The organism is Gracilibacillus orientalis (genome assembly GCF_900114645.1).
Lineage (GTDB): Bacteria > Bacillota > Bacilli > Bacillales > Amphibacillaceae > Gracilibacillus > Gracilibacillus orientalis.
Genome location: NZ_FOTR01000009.1, coordinates 133,202 through 148,205 on the forward strand (window position 1 = coordinate 133,202; position 15,004 = coordinate 148,205).

The 15,004-nt window shown below is 36.4% G+C and carries 13 protein-coding genes; 4 read left to right on the forward strand and 9 right to left on the reverse strand.

From position 1 onward, the window contains the following. Positions 1-20 precede the first annotated feature (20 nt). From BM121_RS15990 to BM121_RS16005, 4 genes are all read right to left on the reverse strand, one after another. On the reverse strand, positions 21-1,304 hold the full coding sequence (locus tag BM121_RS15990) for an ABC transporter substrate-binding protein (RefSeq protein WP_091484658.1): 1,284 nt from the start codon (positions 1,302-1,304) through the stop codon (positions 21-23). Positions 1,305-1,508: 204 nt separating this feature from the next. Continuing rightward, positions 1,509-2,534, reverse strand: a complete 1,026-nt coding sequence (locus BM121_RS15995; RefSeq protein WP_091484659.1) for a LacI family DNA-binding transcriptional regulator — start codon at positions 2,532-2,534, stop codon at positions 1,509-1,511. 262 nt (positions 2,535-2,796) lie between these two features. After that, positions 2,797-4,095 (reverse strand): alpha-glucosidase/alpha-galactosidase, encoded by a 1,299-nt coding sequence (gene melA, locus BM121_RS16000; protein WP_091484660.1) that lies wholly within the window; start codon positions 4,093-4,095, stop codon positions 2,797-2,799. Positions 4,096-4,208: 113 nt separating this feature from the next. Then, positions 4,209-5,093 carry an AraC family transcriptional regulator gene (locus tag BM121_RS16005; protein ID WP_091484661.1) on the reverse strand — a complete coding sequence of 295 codons (885 nt, stop codon included), beginning with the start codon at positions 5,091-5,093 and terminating at the stop codon, positions 4,209-4,211. 124 nt (positions 5,094-5,217) lie between these two features. On the opposite strand from BM121_RS16005, the gene BM121_RS22490 reads away from it, so the two are divergent. The 3 genes from BM121_RS22490 to BM121_RS16025 all read left to right on the forward strand — a co-directional run bounded on the left by BM121_RS22490 (position 5,218) and on the right by BM121_RS16025 (position 8,688). Beyond that, positions 5,218-5,394 (forward strand): hypothetical protein, encoded by a 177-nt coding sequence (locus BM121_RS22490; protein WP_245780828.1) that lies wholly within the window; start codon positions 5,218-5,220, stop codon positions 5,392-5,394. A 261-nt stretch (positions 5,395-5,655) separates the two neighbouring features. Further along, on the forward strand, positions 5,656-7,275 hold the full coding sequence (locus tag BM121_RS16015; RefSeq protein ID WP_091484662.1) for an ABC-F family ATP-binding cassette domain-containing protein: 1,620 nt from the start codon (positions 5,656-5,658) through the stop codon (positions 7,273-7,275). Between the two features lie 804 nt (positions 7,276-8,079). Beyond that, on the forward strand, positions 8,080-8,688 hold the full coding sequence (locus tag BM121_RS16025) for a YesL family protein (protein ID WP_091484664.1): 609 nt from the start codon (positions 8,080-8,082) through the stop codon (positions 8,686-8,688). Positions 8,689-8,705: 17 nt separating this feature from the next. Here BM121_RS16025 and BM121_RS16030 read toward each other — a convergent pair whose 3' ends face one another. Beyond that, positions 8,706-9,620 (reverse strand): NADP-dependent oxidoreductase, encoded by a 915-nt coding sequence (locus BM121_RS16030; protein ID WP_091484665.1) that lies wholly within the window; start codon positions 9,618-9,620, stop codon positions 8,706-8,708. 51 nt (positions 9,621-9,671) lie between these two features. Beyond that, positions 9,672-10,010 carry a VOC family protein gene (locus BM121_RS16035; RefSeq protein WP_091484666.1) on the reverse strand — a complete coding sequence of 113 codons (339 nt, stop codon included), beginning with the start codon at positions 10,008-10,010 and terminating at the stop codon, positions 9,672-9,674. Positions 10,011-10,170: 160 nt separating this feature from the next. Here BM121_RS16035 and BM121_RS16040 point away from each other — a divergent pair, with 160 nt between their 5' ends. Then, positions 10,171-11,064 carry a LysR family transcriptional regulator gene (locus BM121_RS16040; RefSeq protein ID WP_091484667.1) on the forward strand — a complete coding sequence of 298 codons (894 nt, stop codon included), beginning with the start codon at positions 10,171-10,173 and terminating at the stop codon, positions 11,062-11,064. 148 nt (positions 11,065-11,212) lie between these two features. Here the strand turns inward: BM121_RS16040 and BM121_RS16045 are convergent, their stop codons facing one another. From BM121_RS16045 to BM121_RS16055, 3 genes are all read right to left on the reverse strand, one after another. Continuing rightward, entirely contained in the window at positions 11,213-12,127 is a 915-nt protein-coding gene (locus BM121_RS16045; protein ID WP_091484668.1) for a carbohydrate ABC transporter permease, read from the reverse strand. A 34-nt stretch (positions 12,128-12,161) separates the two neighbouring features. Further along, entirely contained in the window at positions 12,162-13,112 is a 951-nt protein-coding gene (locus BM121_RS16050; RefSeq protein WP_091484669.1) for an ABC transporter permease, read from the reverse strand. A gap of 63 nt (positions 13,113-13,175) precedes the next feature. Next, entirely contained in the window at positions 13,176-14,789 is a 1,614-nt protein-coding gene (locus tag BM121_RS16055) for an extracellular solute-binding protein (RefSeq protein WP_091484670.1), read from the reverse strand. Positions 14,790-15,004: the final 215 nt, after the last annotated feature.

A 15,004-nucleotide genomic window follows, 5' to 3' on the forward strand; every position in this document is an offset into this window, starting at 1 on the left:
ACTCGTTATACACAGTGTTTTTATTCTGATCCTTCTTGTTCTAACAGACGAGTATATTCAGTAGCCATTTTTTCTGATACCTCTTCAGGTGTTAAGGATCCAGATAATAATTCTTGTCCTACAGTACCCATCGGCTCCCACATACCACTCGGCAAGTATACTCTGTCGAAATAAGGTTCTACCATTACATCAGCATACTCATCATAGTAAGGTTGGAAATAAATATCTGCAGATGCGTTTGTAAGTCCTGCTGGGAGTGATGTACCCTCTGCTAATTCCTGAACAATTTCTGGTTGAGCTAAAAATTCTATAAATGTCTTAGCTTCTTCTGGATACTCTGTATCTTTCCAGATAGCATAGGTGTGACGTTCCCCTCCAATCCAGCTTTGCTCTCCGCCTTCATGAATTGCAGGCACTGGCATAACACCTAATTCTGCATCAGGATTTAATTCACGAACAGCACCAATTGGAGTTGTTGCCATAACAAAAGCGATTTTATCTTGTGCTAATAACTGTGTTTTTTGATGTACTTGTGCTGTTAATGCATCTACATTAATTAATTCTTTTTCTTGCATTTCTAATAACTTTTCAGGTAAGAATGTATAAGGTTTCCAATCGAACGATCCATCTAATAATGCTTCACTGTAATCATGATCAGGGTGTGTGATTAATAATGGCGTAGCAAATTGATCAAAAAACTGGCCAAATTCACCTTCTTCACTACCACCAAACCATAGTGGTATTACTTCCCCATTGCTTTCTTCTTTTATCGTTTCAAGTGCAGTCATCAATTCATCAAATGTACTCGGTGGCTCGATTCCAAATTCATCAAGTACGTTTTTGTTATATGTTAATCCATCTTTAGCTTGATTTATTGGGTAAGCATATACTTTTCCTTCCTCATCCATAAAAATTTGCTCTAAAGCTGGGTCTAAATCCGCTACCCAGTCCATATCACTTAAATCCATTGTGTACTCTCCATAACGGTTTTGTGACCAACCATGTGTATCGAATAAGTCAGGCATGTCATTTGCTGCCATTTTCACACGTAATTGACTCTCATACTCCCCTGCTGGGAAGTTATAATCAATATTAATATCTGGATATTCTTCCTCGAATTGTTTAATAACAGATTCCATTGCTGTTTGATCTGCTTCATTCGTCACTGTTGAGTATAACGAAAGTGTTATTCCATCCTCACTTCCATTGTTACCGCCCTTATCTGATGATCCTCCATCAGAACAACCGATTAATAGGAAAGAAATACAGGTCATAAACAAAAATGATTTAAAAAACGTTTTCATTATAAAACTCCTTTTTTAAAATATTCAAGAACTGTAATCATTGTAAGGAGCACTAAACTTCATTTATAATGAAAGTGCTCTTGTCCAAAAAAGAGTGCCCGTAGTCCTAGAATCGTTCCGCCAAAAACCTTTCTAGGGCTACATCCTTACATATCTTTCAAAATTCGTTTTACTCACCTCCTTAAAGTAGTAAGTATATCTGTTTTATTTTTCTGCACCACAACTTTCTCTTACCACAAAATTAGTAGGTACAGTTACTTTCAAAGGAATATACCGACCTTGTATTCGGTCAACTAAGAGCTTGACACTTGTTCTACCCATTAGTTCAGTTGGAACATGAACCGTTGATAATGGGCAACTTGCAAATTTCGCCATTTCCACATCATCAAAACTTACAATTGCAACGTCCTCTGGCACCTTTATATTTTCTTCTTGAAGTGCCCTCAAAGCGCCCACCGCCATAGGGTCACTAGCCATAAAATATGCATTCGGCAAATTTCCCTTAGCAATCGATTCTTTCATCAGGCGATAACCTTCTGACATGGTAAATTTACCAATAAATATGTGACCTTCCGCATACTTTCCTAACTTTTTCATTTTTTCATTAAATATTTTATATCGTTCATCATCGAATACTATTTTTTCTTTTTGTTGCCTATGTTCTTCTTGGACTCCACCGATATACCCTACTTTTTCATAACCTAGTTTTATTAAATGATCCAATGCTAAATTTGTAGATTTTTGAAAATCGATGACAACAGAATCAAATTGATCTTCATCTGGTGAACAATCCACATATACAAAATGTTTAATTTTTTGTTTTAGTTTATTTATGATTTCTATATCAATTTTTCCAATTACGATTAATCCATCTAACTCTTCATTTATTTGCGAAAGTTGAAAACTTTGGATACGATATATCTCTGTTGTTTCTATGTCTAAGTCTCTACATTGATTTTCTACCCCTTGTCTAATAGATAAGAAATAGGGATCGTTTAATTCTTCCGTTAAGGATTGACATAAAAAAATACCAAATTTGTAAGAAGACTTTTGACTTTCCGTTTGTTTTTTTCTTACTCTCATTGTTTTATAGTTTAAGCTTTCAGCTACCTTTAAAATTCGTTGACGTGTATCTTCTGCAACAGACAATGAATCATCATTATTTAATACTCTCGACACTGTTGCAGGCGAAACCTTTGATTTGATTGCAATCTCTTTAATAGTCGCCATAATAACCTCAGTCCCTGTATTTAGTAAATAAATCACATTATTCAAATATAATTTAGTAAATTTTTATCTTCGTTAGAATGATGATACCATAATAATTAACCGCTTTCAATTACTTTTTAAGTGAATTTTTAAATGATAACCTTATTTGTTTAGTAAATTATTTAAGTGATAACTCTATTTATTTACTAGAATTAGGATTGAAATTTTTTCAAAAGATAAAGAAACACCTTCTTTTTTCGAGAAAAAGAAGGTGTTCTCATTTTTATTGATATTCTGGCAGCCATTTACCATGTTCTTCAATTAAATCGTCACATAAAGCGATAATATCATCTATTGATAATTCTGCTGCAGTATGGGGATCAAGTAGTGCAGCTTGATATATTTTATCTTTCTTCTTTGTTAGTGCCGCTTCTATTGTTAAAAGTTGTGTATTAATGTTGGTTCTGTTCAGTGCTGCCAATTGTTCTGGCAAATCACCAACATAAGTGGGAGTTACTCCACTTGAATCAACTAGACACGGAACTTCGACAACAGCGTTTTCCGGTAAATTACTAATAAGCCCTCCTGTATTCAGCACATTACCACCTATTTTAAAAGGCTTATTCGTTTCCATTGCTTCTATGATGTATGATCCATATTCATGTGTACGTTCATGTTGTAAGTTTTGATCGTTGATAAGGTCATCACGCATTTTTTTCCAGTCTTCAATCTGGTTGACACAACGACGTGGATATTCATCTAATGGAATATTATATTTATCGATTAATTCCGGATACTTGCTCTTAATAAAGTATGGATGGTATTCCGCATTATGCTCCGATGACTCTGTGACATAGTAGCCAAACTTATCCATCAATTCAAAGCGAACCATATCATCATGCTTTTCCTGTTGTTTTTCTTTTGCGCGTTTTTTGATTTCCGGATAAAGATCTTCCCCATTCCTTGTAATGTCAAGTAGCCATGCCATATGGTTGATACCGGCAATCTTCCATTGAATATGATCCTTTGGCATGTCTAGGGAATCTAATAAATGACTAGCACAAGCCTGAACACTGTGACATAGTCCAACCGTTTTAATTCCTTCTTTCAACATCACATTGGTTAATACCGCCATCGGATTCGTGTAATTTAAAAACCATGCATCAGGGCAAACTTCTTTCATATCCCGTGCAAATTCTTGCATGACAGGAATAGTTCTCAAATCACGGAAGATCCCACCTATTCCTAGTGTATCGGCAATGGTCTGTCGTAATCCGTATTTCTTCGGTACTTCAAAATCGGTAATCGTACTCGGATCATACCCTCCAACTTGAATAGCATTAATCACATATTTTGCACCTCTTAATGCTTCCTTACGGTCATGATAAGCCTTCACTTTCACGTCTGAATTTAAGCTTTTCTTTAAATTATTTAACATCATTTCTGAATCAGTTAAGCGCCCGTGATCAATATCGAACAAGGCAAATTCAAAATCTTGCAAGGCATCGACAGTCATGCAGTCTCCTAGTACATTTTTTGCAAAAACCGTACTCCCCGCACCTAAAAACGTTATTTTAGTCATATTCATCCTCCTCATAATTCGTATTAAATTGCTAGTGCTTAATACCATCATAAGGAGATTCAAAACCGTTCACAATCGTAAATATTTCTGATAAGAGTAAAATATTGCGGTTATTAGTCAATGAATAATCGATCAACCGGCATGACAGATTTATTTTGACGGTAATTACTCGGCGTCTCATTCAACAACTTTTTAAACACTTTACTAAAATAGTTACTTGATGTATAGCCAACTTCATTCGCAATTTCTTCAATTGACCTTTCATTATATTGTAAAAGGTCTAATGCATGCTGGATACGTACTTTCGTTAAATACTGGATCGGTGTTTGATTTACAGAGGTAGAAAATAGTCGAGTGAAATGATATTTAGATAAACCAGAAACGGTGACCATATCATTTAATGAAATATCTTCTGCATAATTTTTTTCAATAAAAGAAATCGCCTTGGCAATCGAAACAGGTAAATGATACTCTTGGCGTTGTTCATATTCGAGATATTGCAAGCATTCCATTAAGAAAGAATAGGCATAACCAGAAGCCTCATAGGCATGGTTAATACCAGTTGTTTCTAATTTCTCTAACATTCGCAATATATGTTTAATCGGATTTGCATGGTCAGGCAGTCGAAGAATATGGCCATATTTTTCTGTTATACGATGAAAATGATGTAATGCCTCATTTCCATAAACAGTGATATACATAAAATCCCAGCGATCCGAATCTTCTGGTAAGTAATAACAATGATCACTAGGGATCTGAACGAAAAAAGCATCACCTTTTGTTAAGGGATAGATTTTCTCCCCAATTCTAATTTTTCCCTGTCCACCTAATGTATATTGAAAAACAACACGTCCTTCTTCCCCTCTTTTTAATCCATCCCATATATAAGAATGCTCTGTACGCAATTCCTTCCCAACGGAATGGAGACCGGCCACCCGCTCTTGATAATCCCCTTTTAAACGAAAACCGTATGAGTGATGTTTAGAATAATCTGTCATAATATCTTTCCCTTTCTACAAAAATAAATAAAACGTCGATGCTTCTATATGAAAACTTACTACTCTATGGTGAAATTACCCTTATTTTGATTCTTTAGAACTATATTAGAAAGGAGGAATTCATATGTTACTAGCTGATGTACTTAAATTAATTGGAGCTGTTTTAGAATTTATTTTAGGCATACTTGGAATCGGCGGTGCTATTGTTCTTTCATTATTTCGGATACCGTTACTTGTAACGTTAGTTTATCATATTGTAACACTAGTTTTAGCTAAAAATAATCATGCTACTGTATGGTAGGTAGCGTAGCTATGTACTTGGAATCATTCCAGGTTTGGGTACGGTATTGCATTGGGTCGCTTTTATTTGTTTACTCATTGATGGTCTTTCAAATCTTATAAATGAAAGACAAAGAATAATACTAGATGTTAACTTCTCTTATGTTTCATGATTAAGAGGAGTTTTTTTATTTTAATTATCCAGGTAGCCCATTGATTGACTTCCTAACCCAAATCGCTTAAGCTTGCTTTATGATATGAGATAATGGAGGAATTATGGAGTATGCTACAAGCAACTAATGTAAGTTTACGTTTTGGTGATCAGAAGTTATTTGAAGACGTTAATATTAAGTTTACAGCTGGAAATTGCTATGGTTTGATCGGTGCCAATGGTGCTGGTAAATCAACTTTCCTTAAAATATTGTCAGGTGAACTCGAACCACAGACTGGTCAAATTGCACTTGGAAAAGATGAGCGTCTCGCTATGTTAAAGCAGGATCACTTCGCCTTTGAAGAATATGAAGTGTTAAAGACTGTTGTCATGGGACACACTCGTTTATATGAAGTGATGCAGGAGAAAGATGCTATTTATGCTAAAGGGGACTTCACTGAAGAAGATGGCATGCGTGCTGCCGAATTAGAAGGTGAATTTGCTGAGATGGATGGTTGGGAAGCCGAATCCGATGCAGCTATTCTTTTAAAAGGCCTTGGGATTGAAGAAAATCTCCATACAAAAAAAATGGCGGATTTAACAGGTTCTGAAAAGGTAAAAGTCCTACTTGCACAGGCATTATTCGGTAATCCAGATATTTTATTATTAGATGAGCCGACAAACCACTTGGATATTCAAGCGATTCAATGGCTAGAAGAATTTTTAATTAATTTTGACAATACAGTTATTGTGGTCTCTCACGATCGTCACTTTTTAAATAAAGTATGTACACATATTGCAGATGTCGATTATGGAAAAATTGAATTGTACGTCGGAAACTATGATTTCTGGTATGAATCCAGTCAATTAGCGATGCAAATGGCTAAAGACCAAAATAAGAAAAAAGAAGAGAAAATGAAAGAATTACAAAACTTTATCGCTCGCTTTAGTGCTAATGCATCCAAATCAAAACAAGCGACTTCTCGTAAAAAAATGTTGGATAATATTACATTAGATGATATTAAACCATCTTCCCGCCGTTATCCGTATGTAGCCTTCCAGGCCGGCCGTGACATTGGAAATGATTTATTACGTGTCGAAGGTATTTCGAAAACAATTGATGGTGTGAAGCTGTTAGATAACGTAAGTTTTACGTTAAAACCTTATGATAAAGCTGCTTTTGTCGGGCCGAATGAACAAGCTAAAACAGTGTTGTTTGATATCTTAATGGGTGAAATGGAACCTGACGAAGGACGCTATACTTGGGGTGTCACTACTTCACAATCGTACTTTCCGAAAGATAACTCAGAATTTTTCGATGGCAATAACATGTCCTTAGTGGAGTGGCTCCGTCAATATTCACCAGAAGATCAAACGGAAACTTTCTTACGCGGATTCCTTGGCCGTATGTTATTCTCCGGGGAGGAAGCCTTGAAAAAAGCGAATGTTTTATCTGGTGGAGAAAAAGTCCGTTGTATGTTATCGAAAATGATGTTAAGCAATGCCAATGTCCTAGTATTGGATGAACCAACAAACCACTTAGACTTGGAGTCAATTACTGCGTTGAACAACGGCTTAATAAAGTTTAAAGGTTCCCTTCTGTTTACATCTCATGACCATCAATTCATTAATAGTATCGCCAGTCGCCTTATTGAAATTACACCAAAAGGAATTGTCGATAAAGAAATCAGTTATGATGAATATGTAGCAGATCAGAAGTTACAAAAAGAAATCAGTGCGATGTACGTATAATATTTAAGGCTATCTCTTCTTAAGAGATAGCCTTTTTTTTTTAACAAGGTAAGAAAATATATAATTGCGCACATTAAACATAAACTGCGAAGTAACTTTATAAAGAATTTGCTTCCTACCATTCTTTCTTGTAGAGACTGTTATATCACCGCTACGGCAGAATACTTCGCTTTCCACGGGCACGGCCTCAGCCTCCTCAGAAAACCAAGTACTTTTTCTTGCGGGGTCTTCGGCTCGCGCTGTTCCCGTAGGAGTCTGCGTATTCTGCCTACGCTGGTAAGGATTCACTGATGATTGAAAGAATAAAATCCATGGAATATAAATCTTTAGAATTTCTTCTCCCTTCATTAAAGAACTACTCTAAGCTTCTGAAAAAATGCGAGACTCCTGTGCAGTCTTGAAGACCCCGTGATGGGCCTGTGTCTTCTAGTAACGCTTCGTAGTATGCTTCCTCGGTGAAAAGGAGCGTTTTTCCGCAGCGATGGTTTACCACTCATTCACAAAAGAATGGATGGGAGCCTCACTATATAGAGAATTTTCATTGGTTCGCAGTTTCCATCTAGTGCGAATAAGGACCGTTTTTTTCTTATTACGAAAGTTTATTGCTAAACCCTGCTAGGTCATTTTCATGGAGCACTTTTGTAACTTTGAGTACTCTTCATGCAACTATTACAACACTAGAAAATGATATATTTTATACTATTTTTAGAATTCCTATCTTTTCCTTTATATTTTCTATATTAAATTTACCTATGCTATATTTTTGTGTATGCTTAATAGACAAAGAGTTTCGGAGGTTCTTATATGAATAAAGGTATTTCAACTTATATAACGATTGGCGAATGGATTTTTAAAATTCTATTATTAAACTTGTACTGGTTTATCTTTTCTGTTTTAGGCTTATTTATAGTTGGTATTTTCCCAGCTACTGTAGCCTTGTTCGCCACTATAAGACAAGACATTAAAACCGAAGATGATATAAAGCTATTTCAACAATTCATCCATTATTACAAACAGGAGTTTATTAAATCTAATATTCTTGGTTACATACTAACGGCTGCTACAGCTGTTTTGCTGTTCAACGTTCAAGTCTTAGGGCGATTAGACAGCTCACTACTAAATTCAACATTAATGGTGATGACATATATCTTGTTAGCCATCATTGCGCTTGTTTCTGTTTTCATTTTCCCTATCTACGTGCACTATCATTTTTCTGTGCTTGGTTATATTAAATATTCTGCTATTTTAGTTATTGGTAAGCCTCTTCACACTATTGCCATGCTTATCTTAATTGCGGCAACCTGTTATCTTTATTATATAGTGCCAGGTTTTATACCTGCTTTAGGCGTTAGTTTGCTAGCATATATTATTATGCGTACGGCTTTTTCTTTCTTTGCAACACCCGAACAATGATTGAAGATGTAACATAGTTAGTCGATTGTAAGAACAACTTTCCCGTAACCGTGTCCTACTTCGACCTCTCGATGTGCTTCCACAACTTCATCAAGTGGGAATGATTTTCTAACGTGTATATATAATTTTCCTTTATTGTACAGGTTAACAAGTTCGGAAAGCCGTTCAGTTGAACGTTGACTTCGTATAGGTAGAACTCCTAATTCCTCTACTAGGTCGAATGCAACAATGGTACCAATACGGTCCTTGTTTTCCACAAGATCCATGGAAGCGATCAGAGCATCGCTTCCGGCGGCATCAAAGGCAACGTCTATCCCATCCGGGAAGAGAGAACGCACTCTGTTAGTAAGTCCTTCTCCATAAGTGACAGGAATCACTCCAAGGAATCCCAGGTAATCGTGGTTGGATTCACTTGCGGTGCCAATGACGGTTGCTCCCCACGCTTGCGCTAATTGCACTGCGAATGTACCCACTCCACCAGCTGCAGCGTGAATTAATACAGTGTCTCCCTTTCCAACACCGAGTTCCTGTAACGCGGTATGAGCTGTTTGACCTGAGGCTGTTATGACACCTGCTTCCTCCCAAGTCATCTGCTGTGGTTTTTTTACGATCTGATCCGCCTTGACTACTACATATTCAGCATAACAGGCCATTAACTCCCAACCTAAAACCTCATCACCCACTTTAAAGCCAGTGACATCTTCCCCTACTTGATCAATAATTCCAGAAAACTCATTACCAAGAATCTGCGGAAAACTTACTGTTAGATCTGGTGGTGTCCAGCCACTACTACGTACAGCACAATCAAACGGTTGAATGCCAGCGGATTTGATCCGAACACGTACTTGGTCGACTGATGCTTTTGGCTCATCAAATTCCATTATGCGTAGTACCTCCGAGGGGCCATAGCTAGAAAACGCGGCAACTTTCATATAACATCTCTCCTTTCTTTAACATTGATTTAGACTTGAGCATCTTTGTACTCATCTAAAAACCTCAATAGTAAACCCACCCGGGGCTTTAACATAGAAAGTCCAACGATGTGCTCTTTTGGGCGGTTTTACATCGATCCCATCATCTTTCATACGTTGATTGATTTCATTTACCTGCTCTTCGTTTACTTGCTCAAAGCCTATATGAAAGGAATTGGGATAGTTGACCTTAGAACCTTTCATTAAAGCAAGCAGTAATCCGTCATCGTCTACCAATAAAGCGAATGAATCTTTATATGTGCTTCTAGTTTGTAGATAGAAATATTTTTCTAAAAACGCTCGAGCAACATCAACATCAGTGACGGTTAGGTTAATATGGTTTAGCTTCATAGCTTACACTCCTTCTTAAGATAATAAAACACTTGACATTTTCCTAGTATATCTGTTGTCAACTTACAGTATTTATTTTAATATCATAAATAAATAAATTAAAATATATTTTTATTCATTAATATATATATTTAAGTATATGAATAATGGGGTGATTTGCATGGAATTGTTACAATTGCATTATTTTCGAACAGTTGCCAGATTAGAACATATGACAAAAGCGGCTCAAGAGATTCGCATTGCACAACCTGCTCTTAGTAAAACCATTGCTAGATTAGAGGAAGATTTGGGTGTACCCTTATTTGAGCGTAAGGGAAGAAATATAAAACTGAATGCTTTCGGGAAGGTGTTTCTGAAGAAAGCTGAAATTGCTTTGGGAATTCTTGAAGAGGGTCGAAAAGAAATCGAAGACCTTGCGGGAATGGAACAAAGGCGTGTTAATATATCAACTACTACTCATAAATGTTTTTCTGATCTCATTGGCTCTTTCATAGACATGCATCCTGATATAAAACTACAAATCAGCCAAGCTACAACTCAAGAAAAGGTAACACAATTAAGAAATGGTGATATCGATTTTTGTATTACTTTTCCACCGTTAAAAGAGGATGGGATAAAGGGAAATTCCTTTCTCACCGAAAAAATATTATTAGCTGTTCCTCCTAAACATCGATTTGCTAATCGAAAAAGCATCAATCTAAATGAATTGGCCAATGATTCATTTATAAATATAAAAGAAGGGAATCCTTTTCGAGAAATGACGGACTCTTTTTGCAAAGAAGCAGGTTTTACTCCGAATATTGTTTGTGAAGTTGATGAACTATCGGCCATAAGTCATTTTATTCGCACGGGAATCGGTGTTGCCTTTTTACCAGAAACCTTCGTCGAAGAAAGAGATGCATCGTTCCACGTGGTGCATATTGATGAACCTTTATGTCAGCGAACTTATCAAATCGCATGGCTCGAAGAACGCTATCTGTCCATGGCTGCTTGTACATTTCGAGATTATTTGGTCGATTATTTTAATGAATTCCATACAATAATTGGTAATTAATCGAAAAATTGTTCGCGAGATTGTGCGTATCATTGGCGAGATATTCGCGTTTATCTCGTGAACAGACTGTTTTATCTCGCCAACAGATTTTGTGTGAATTTCATACTAAAAAGAACAGAACTGCTTGATTCCAGTTCTGTTCTTCCTTTTATCCTTTTACAGATCCGATTAACACACCTTTTTCAAAGTATTTCTGGATAAATGGATACAGGACTAATACAGGTAGGGAGGATACTATAATGACACCGTATTTAACCTGATCGGCATAACGCTGTGCGTACCCTCCACCGGTTCCACCACTTCCCGCACCCTCTGCAAACACTTGATTGGATAACAAGATATCTCTCAATACGATCTGTAAGGGCTGCAGGTTATAATCACGGATATAAATTAACCCTGTAAAGAAATCATTCCAATGCCATACTAGATAATAAAGCCCAATTACAGCGGTAACAGCCTTGGATAATGGTAAAACAATGGTAGAGAAAAATTTAAAGTGTGAACAGCCATCCATTGTTGCTGCTTCAAACATTTCATGCGGGATGTTGTTTTCAAAGAATGTTCTCGTAATAATTAAATTAAAGACATTAACAGTGAGTGGATTAAATATAAACACCCATGGCGTATCTAATAAGCTTAAATCCCTCATTAACATATAGGTAGGTATTAACCCACCATTAAAAAACATGGTGAAGATAAAGAAAAACATCAAAAACCTTCTTGCTTTAAACTCATGACGAGACAACACATATGCTGCCGGTAACGTTAAAAGCAAATTAATCAATGTCCCAAAAAGAGCATAGAATAATGTATTACGATACCCAATCCAAACTCTTGAATCACCAAAAATTTGTTCATATCCAAATAAACTAAATCCCTTTGGAAGAAAAAGAACTTTTCCAGTTGAAACATAAGTAGGGTCACTAATCGATGCAATGACAATGAAATATAAGGGATAAGCTACAATAAAAAACATTAATATACAAATCGCCACTATTGTAACATCAAATAATAAATCGGTTGGCTTTTTATTTCTAATTCTATTCATCGTGATAGAAGGCATTCCTTTTCCCCCTTCAAATTGATTGGAACTACATTTACCAAAGGCTGATGCGAGCTACTTTCTTCGCAATGGTGTTAACAATAACCAGCATCATGAAATTAATGAATGTATTGAATAAACCAATTGCAGCAGCATAGCTAAATTGATTGGATACAATACCAGTTTTATACACATACGTTTCAATCACTTCTGATATTGGTAAATTGAGAGAGTTTTGCATTAAGAATATTTTTTCAAACCCTGTGCTGATAACTGTTCCCATATTAAGTATTAATAAAATGATGATAGTCGGGATAATAGCCGGGATCTCGACATTCCTAATAATTTGCCATTTATTCGCACCATCTATTTTTGCTGCATCATAAAGTTGTGGATCTACAGCGGCTAATGCTGCCAGATAAATAATACTGTTCCAACCAACATGCTGCCACACATCCGATAATACATATATCGGAACAAATGCATTTACAGATGCTAATAGATTTCCTTCCACACCTAGCTTGGCTAATAGTAAACCGAGAACACCGGTATTTGGAGATAACATTACATTTAATAAACCAACTAATACAACGATGGAAATAAAGTGAGGCAAATAAACGGTCGTTTGGAGAATCCGTTTTCCTCTTTTCCATCTGATTTGGTTGACTAATAGAGCGAGAGCGATTGGTGCCGGAAAACCAACAACAATTGTTGTGATACTAATTAGTAACGTGTTACGAATCAAATCCCAGAAAAGATGACTATTGATAAATTGCGCAAAATATTTAAATCCTGCCCAATCTCCACCCGTCAAACCAGCAGTGAAATCATATTCCCGAAATGCTAATTGGATGCCATACATCGGAATATAGTTAAATATGATGACACAGATGATCGCAGGTAGAATCATAAGCCACAATTGATAATCTCTTTTTAGTGTATTAATAACTGTTGCTTTTTTCGCCTTGGGCAAAGTTTCTGTATTAGTTCCTTGGATCAAGGCCATGATAAGACTCTCCTTTTTTTAGAGAGATATTAGCTGTTTGCCAATATCTCTCCTACTATTTTTCTAGTTTGATTTTTCCTTGTAATCATCATAGTAACCTTGGATAATCTCAATATTTGATGGTAAGCCCATCTGTTCTACTTGTTGCACATAGCTATCCCATTCATCTTCAATACCACCTGAGGTAATCCATTCACCAAACTTGGAAATGGCAATATTCATAAAGTCTGTATTAACAAGTGTCATTTGATTATGATCCTCTTCTGAATATTTCAGCATCATTCCAGGGAACACATCATTTTCACGATCCAGTGATTCGAAGGCAGCATTAAATGGCGCTTGTTGTTCATCTACTGCTTGCATATCCACAGGTAACTCAACATCTAATTCATCCGAAATAAACATTGGTCCGTTATCCGCCCAAGTAGAAGTCCATTTCCATGTACCTGGATCCATTTCTTCATCTTGTGGTTCAAGGATTTTGTAGGAGTTATCCCCAGTCTTTTCAATATTAGGTCCTAAAGAACCAAATAATACTTGCAGACTGACTTCAGGATCATAAAGTTCATTGATAAACTTCATGGCTGCTTCTTTATTGCTTGTCGCTGATGACATTTGGATAAAATTAACGCCAAAGTTTAATTCATTATAGTCATAAGACCAGCTAACTTCACCATCATAATCAGCAGATGCTTTCATCGGATCAAACGATTCATATTGATCTGAAACACCTAAACCAAATCTGTCTGTTCTTTCCCAACCAAATGTATAGCCTATTTTGGCTACATCACCATCACCACGTGCTAAAGCCTGATACTGTGAATAATCTTGCGTGAATGCTTCATCATTTATTAAACCGTTTTCATATAATTTGTTTAAAAAGGATACAAATGTTTTGTATCTTTCATCTACAAAGAAGTTCTTCACTTCGCCATCTTCCAAGAAGTAACCTTGGCCGCCGCCACCTGTTACCGTCATCCCCATACTACCTAGTAATACTGTTGGGTGGAAATAGCCAAATCCTGTTTCAGCTACCGGGGCAAAATCCATTGGAATCTCATCATTTGGGTCTCCATTACCATTGGCATCCTCTTCTTTAAAAGCCATTAATACATCAAACAATTCATCCCAATTCGTTGGCACATCCAACCCTAAATTTTCTAGCCATTGATCATTAATGAATTGCATGGTAGCTGTTTCCGGCCAGAACTTTTGATACTTGGATAACCCATAGATTTCTCCATCCGTTTGCGTTGAAAGTAATTCCGTTTCTGGATGCTTATCAAACATCGCTTGAATGTTTGGTCCCTGCTCTTCAATTAATGGGGCAAGGTTTTCAAATAAGCCAGGGAACTGTGCAAAATCCGCATCTGTGATGGCATTCGGACCAACAATTATATCAGGAATATCACCACCAGCTAACATCGCACCTTTCTTTTGATCCCAGTCAGCTGTTACTTCTTCCCATTTTATTTCTACACCTGCTCTTTCTTCTACTTCTGCTAACCATTCCATGTCTTCAAGGTCTTTGGTCAACGGGTGCTTCGTTATAAGGCCTGTTAATACAACCTTTCCATCTTCGGTTTCTTCTGGCTCACTACTTGTTTCGTCATCACTACAAGCTGCTAATATGAACACCAAACAAATTGTGATAAATAATATTATTTTCTTCTTCATACCTAATTCCCCCTTAATTGATTTCCCTCATATGGGTACGCTTATTATTTAGATCAAAGCGTGCCTGCCAACAGAAAAAAGTAGTTCAAGACATTTCTCCTCCTTCGTGTAATAAAATCCGATAATGTTACCGCTTACATAAAGAGGATAAAATATAAATAAGTTAAACTAGTTTCTTGTTCGTACATGTTTTTGAACTATTGCAATAGAACTTA

Excerpts from the sequence above, each read along its gene's own strand:
- BM121_RS15990 (WP_091484658.1), bottom strand. The coding sequence starts at position 1,304 with ATGAAAACGTTTTTTAAATCATTTTTGTTTATGACCTGTATTTCTTTC.
- BM121_RS15995 (WP_091484659.1), bottom strand. The coding sequence starts at position 2,534 with ATGGCGACTATTAAAGAGATTGCAATCAAATCAAAGGTTTCGCCTGCA.
- melA (WP_091484660.1), bottom strand. The coding sequence starts at position 4,095 with ATGACTAAAATAACGTTTTTAGGTGCGGGGAGTACGGTTTTTGCAAAA.
- BM121_RS16005 (WP_091484661.1), bottom strand. The coding sequence starts at position 5,093 with ATGACAGATTATTCTAAACATCACTCATACGGTTTTCGTTTAAAAGGG.
- BM121_RS22490 (WP_245780828.1), top strand. The coding sequence starts at position 5,218 with ATGTTACTAGCTGATGTACTTAAATTAATTGGAGCTGTTTTAGAATTT.
- BM121_RS16015 (WP_091484662.1), top strand. The coding sequence starts at position 5,656 with ATGCTACAAGCAACTAATGTAAGTTTACGTTTTGGTGATCAGAAGTTA.
- BM121_RS16025 (WP_091484664.1), top strand. The coding sequence starts at position 8,080 with ATGAATAAAGGTATTTCAACTTATATAACGATTGGCGAATGGATTTTT.
- BM121_RS16030 (WP_091484665.1), bottom strand. The coding sequence starts at position 9,620 with ATGAAAGTTGCCGCGTTTTCTAGCTATGGCCCCTCGGAGGTACTACGC.
- BM121_RS16035 (WP_091484666.1), bottom strand. The coding sequence starts at position 10,010 with ATGAAGCTAAACCATATTAACCTAACCGTCACTGATGTTGATGTTGCT.
- BM121_RS16040 (WP_091484667.1), top strand. The coding sequence starts at position 10,171 with ATGGAATTGTTACAATTGCATTATTTTCGAACAGTTGCCAGATTAGAA.
- BM121_RS16045 (WP_091484668.1), bottom strand. The coding sequence starts at position 12,127 with ATGCCTTCTATCACGATGAATAGAATTAGAAATAAAAAGCCAACCGAT.
- BM121_RS16050 (WP_091484669.1), bottom strand. The coding sequence starts at position 13,112 with ATGGCCTTGATCCAAGGAACTAATACAGAAACTTTGCCCAAGGCGAAA.
- BM121_RS16055 (WP_091484670.1), bottom strand. The coding sequence starts at position 14,789 with ATGAAGAAGAAAATAATATTATTTATCACAATTTGTTTGGTGTTCATA.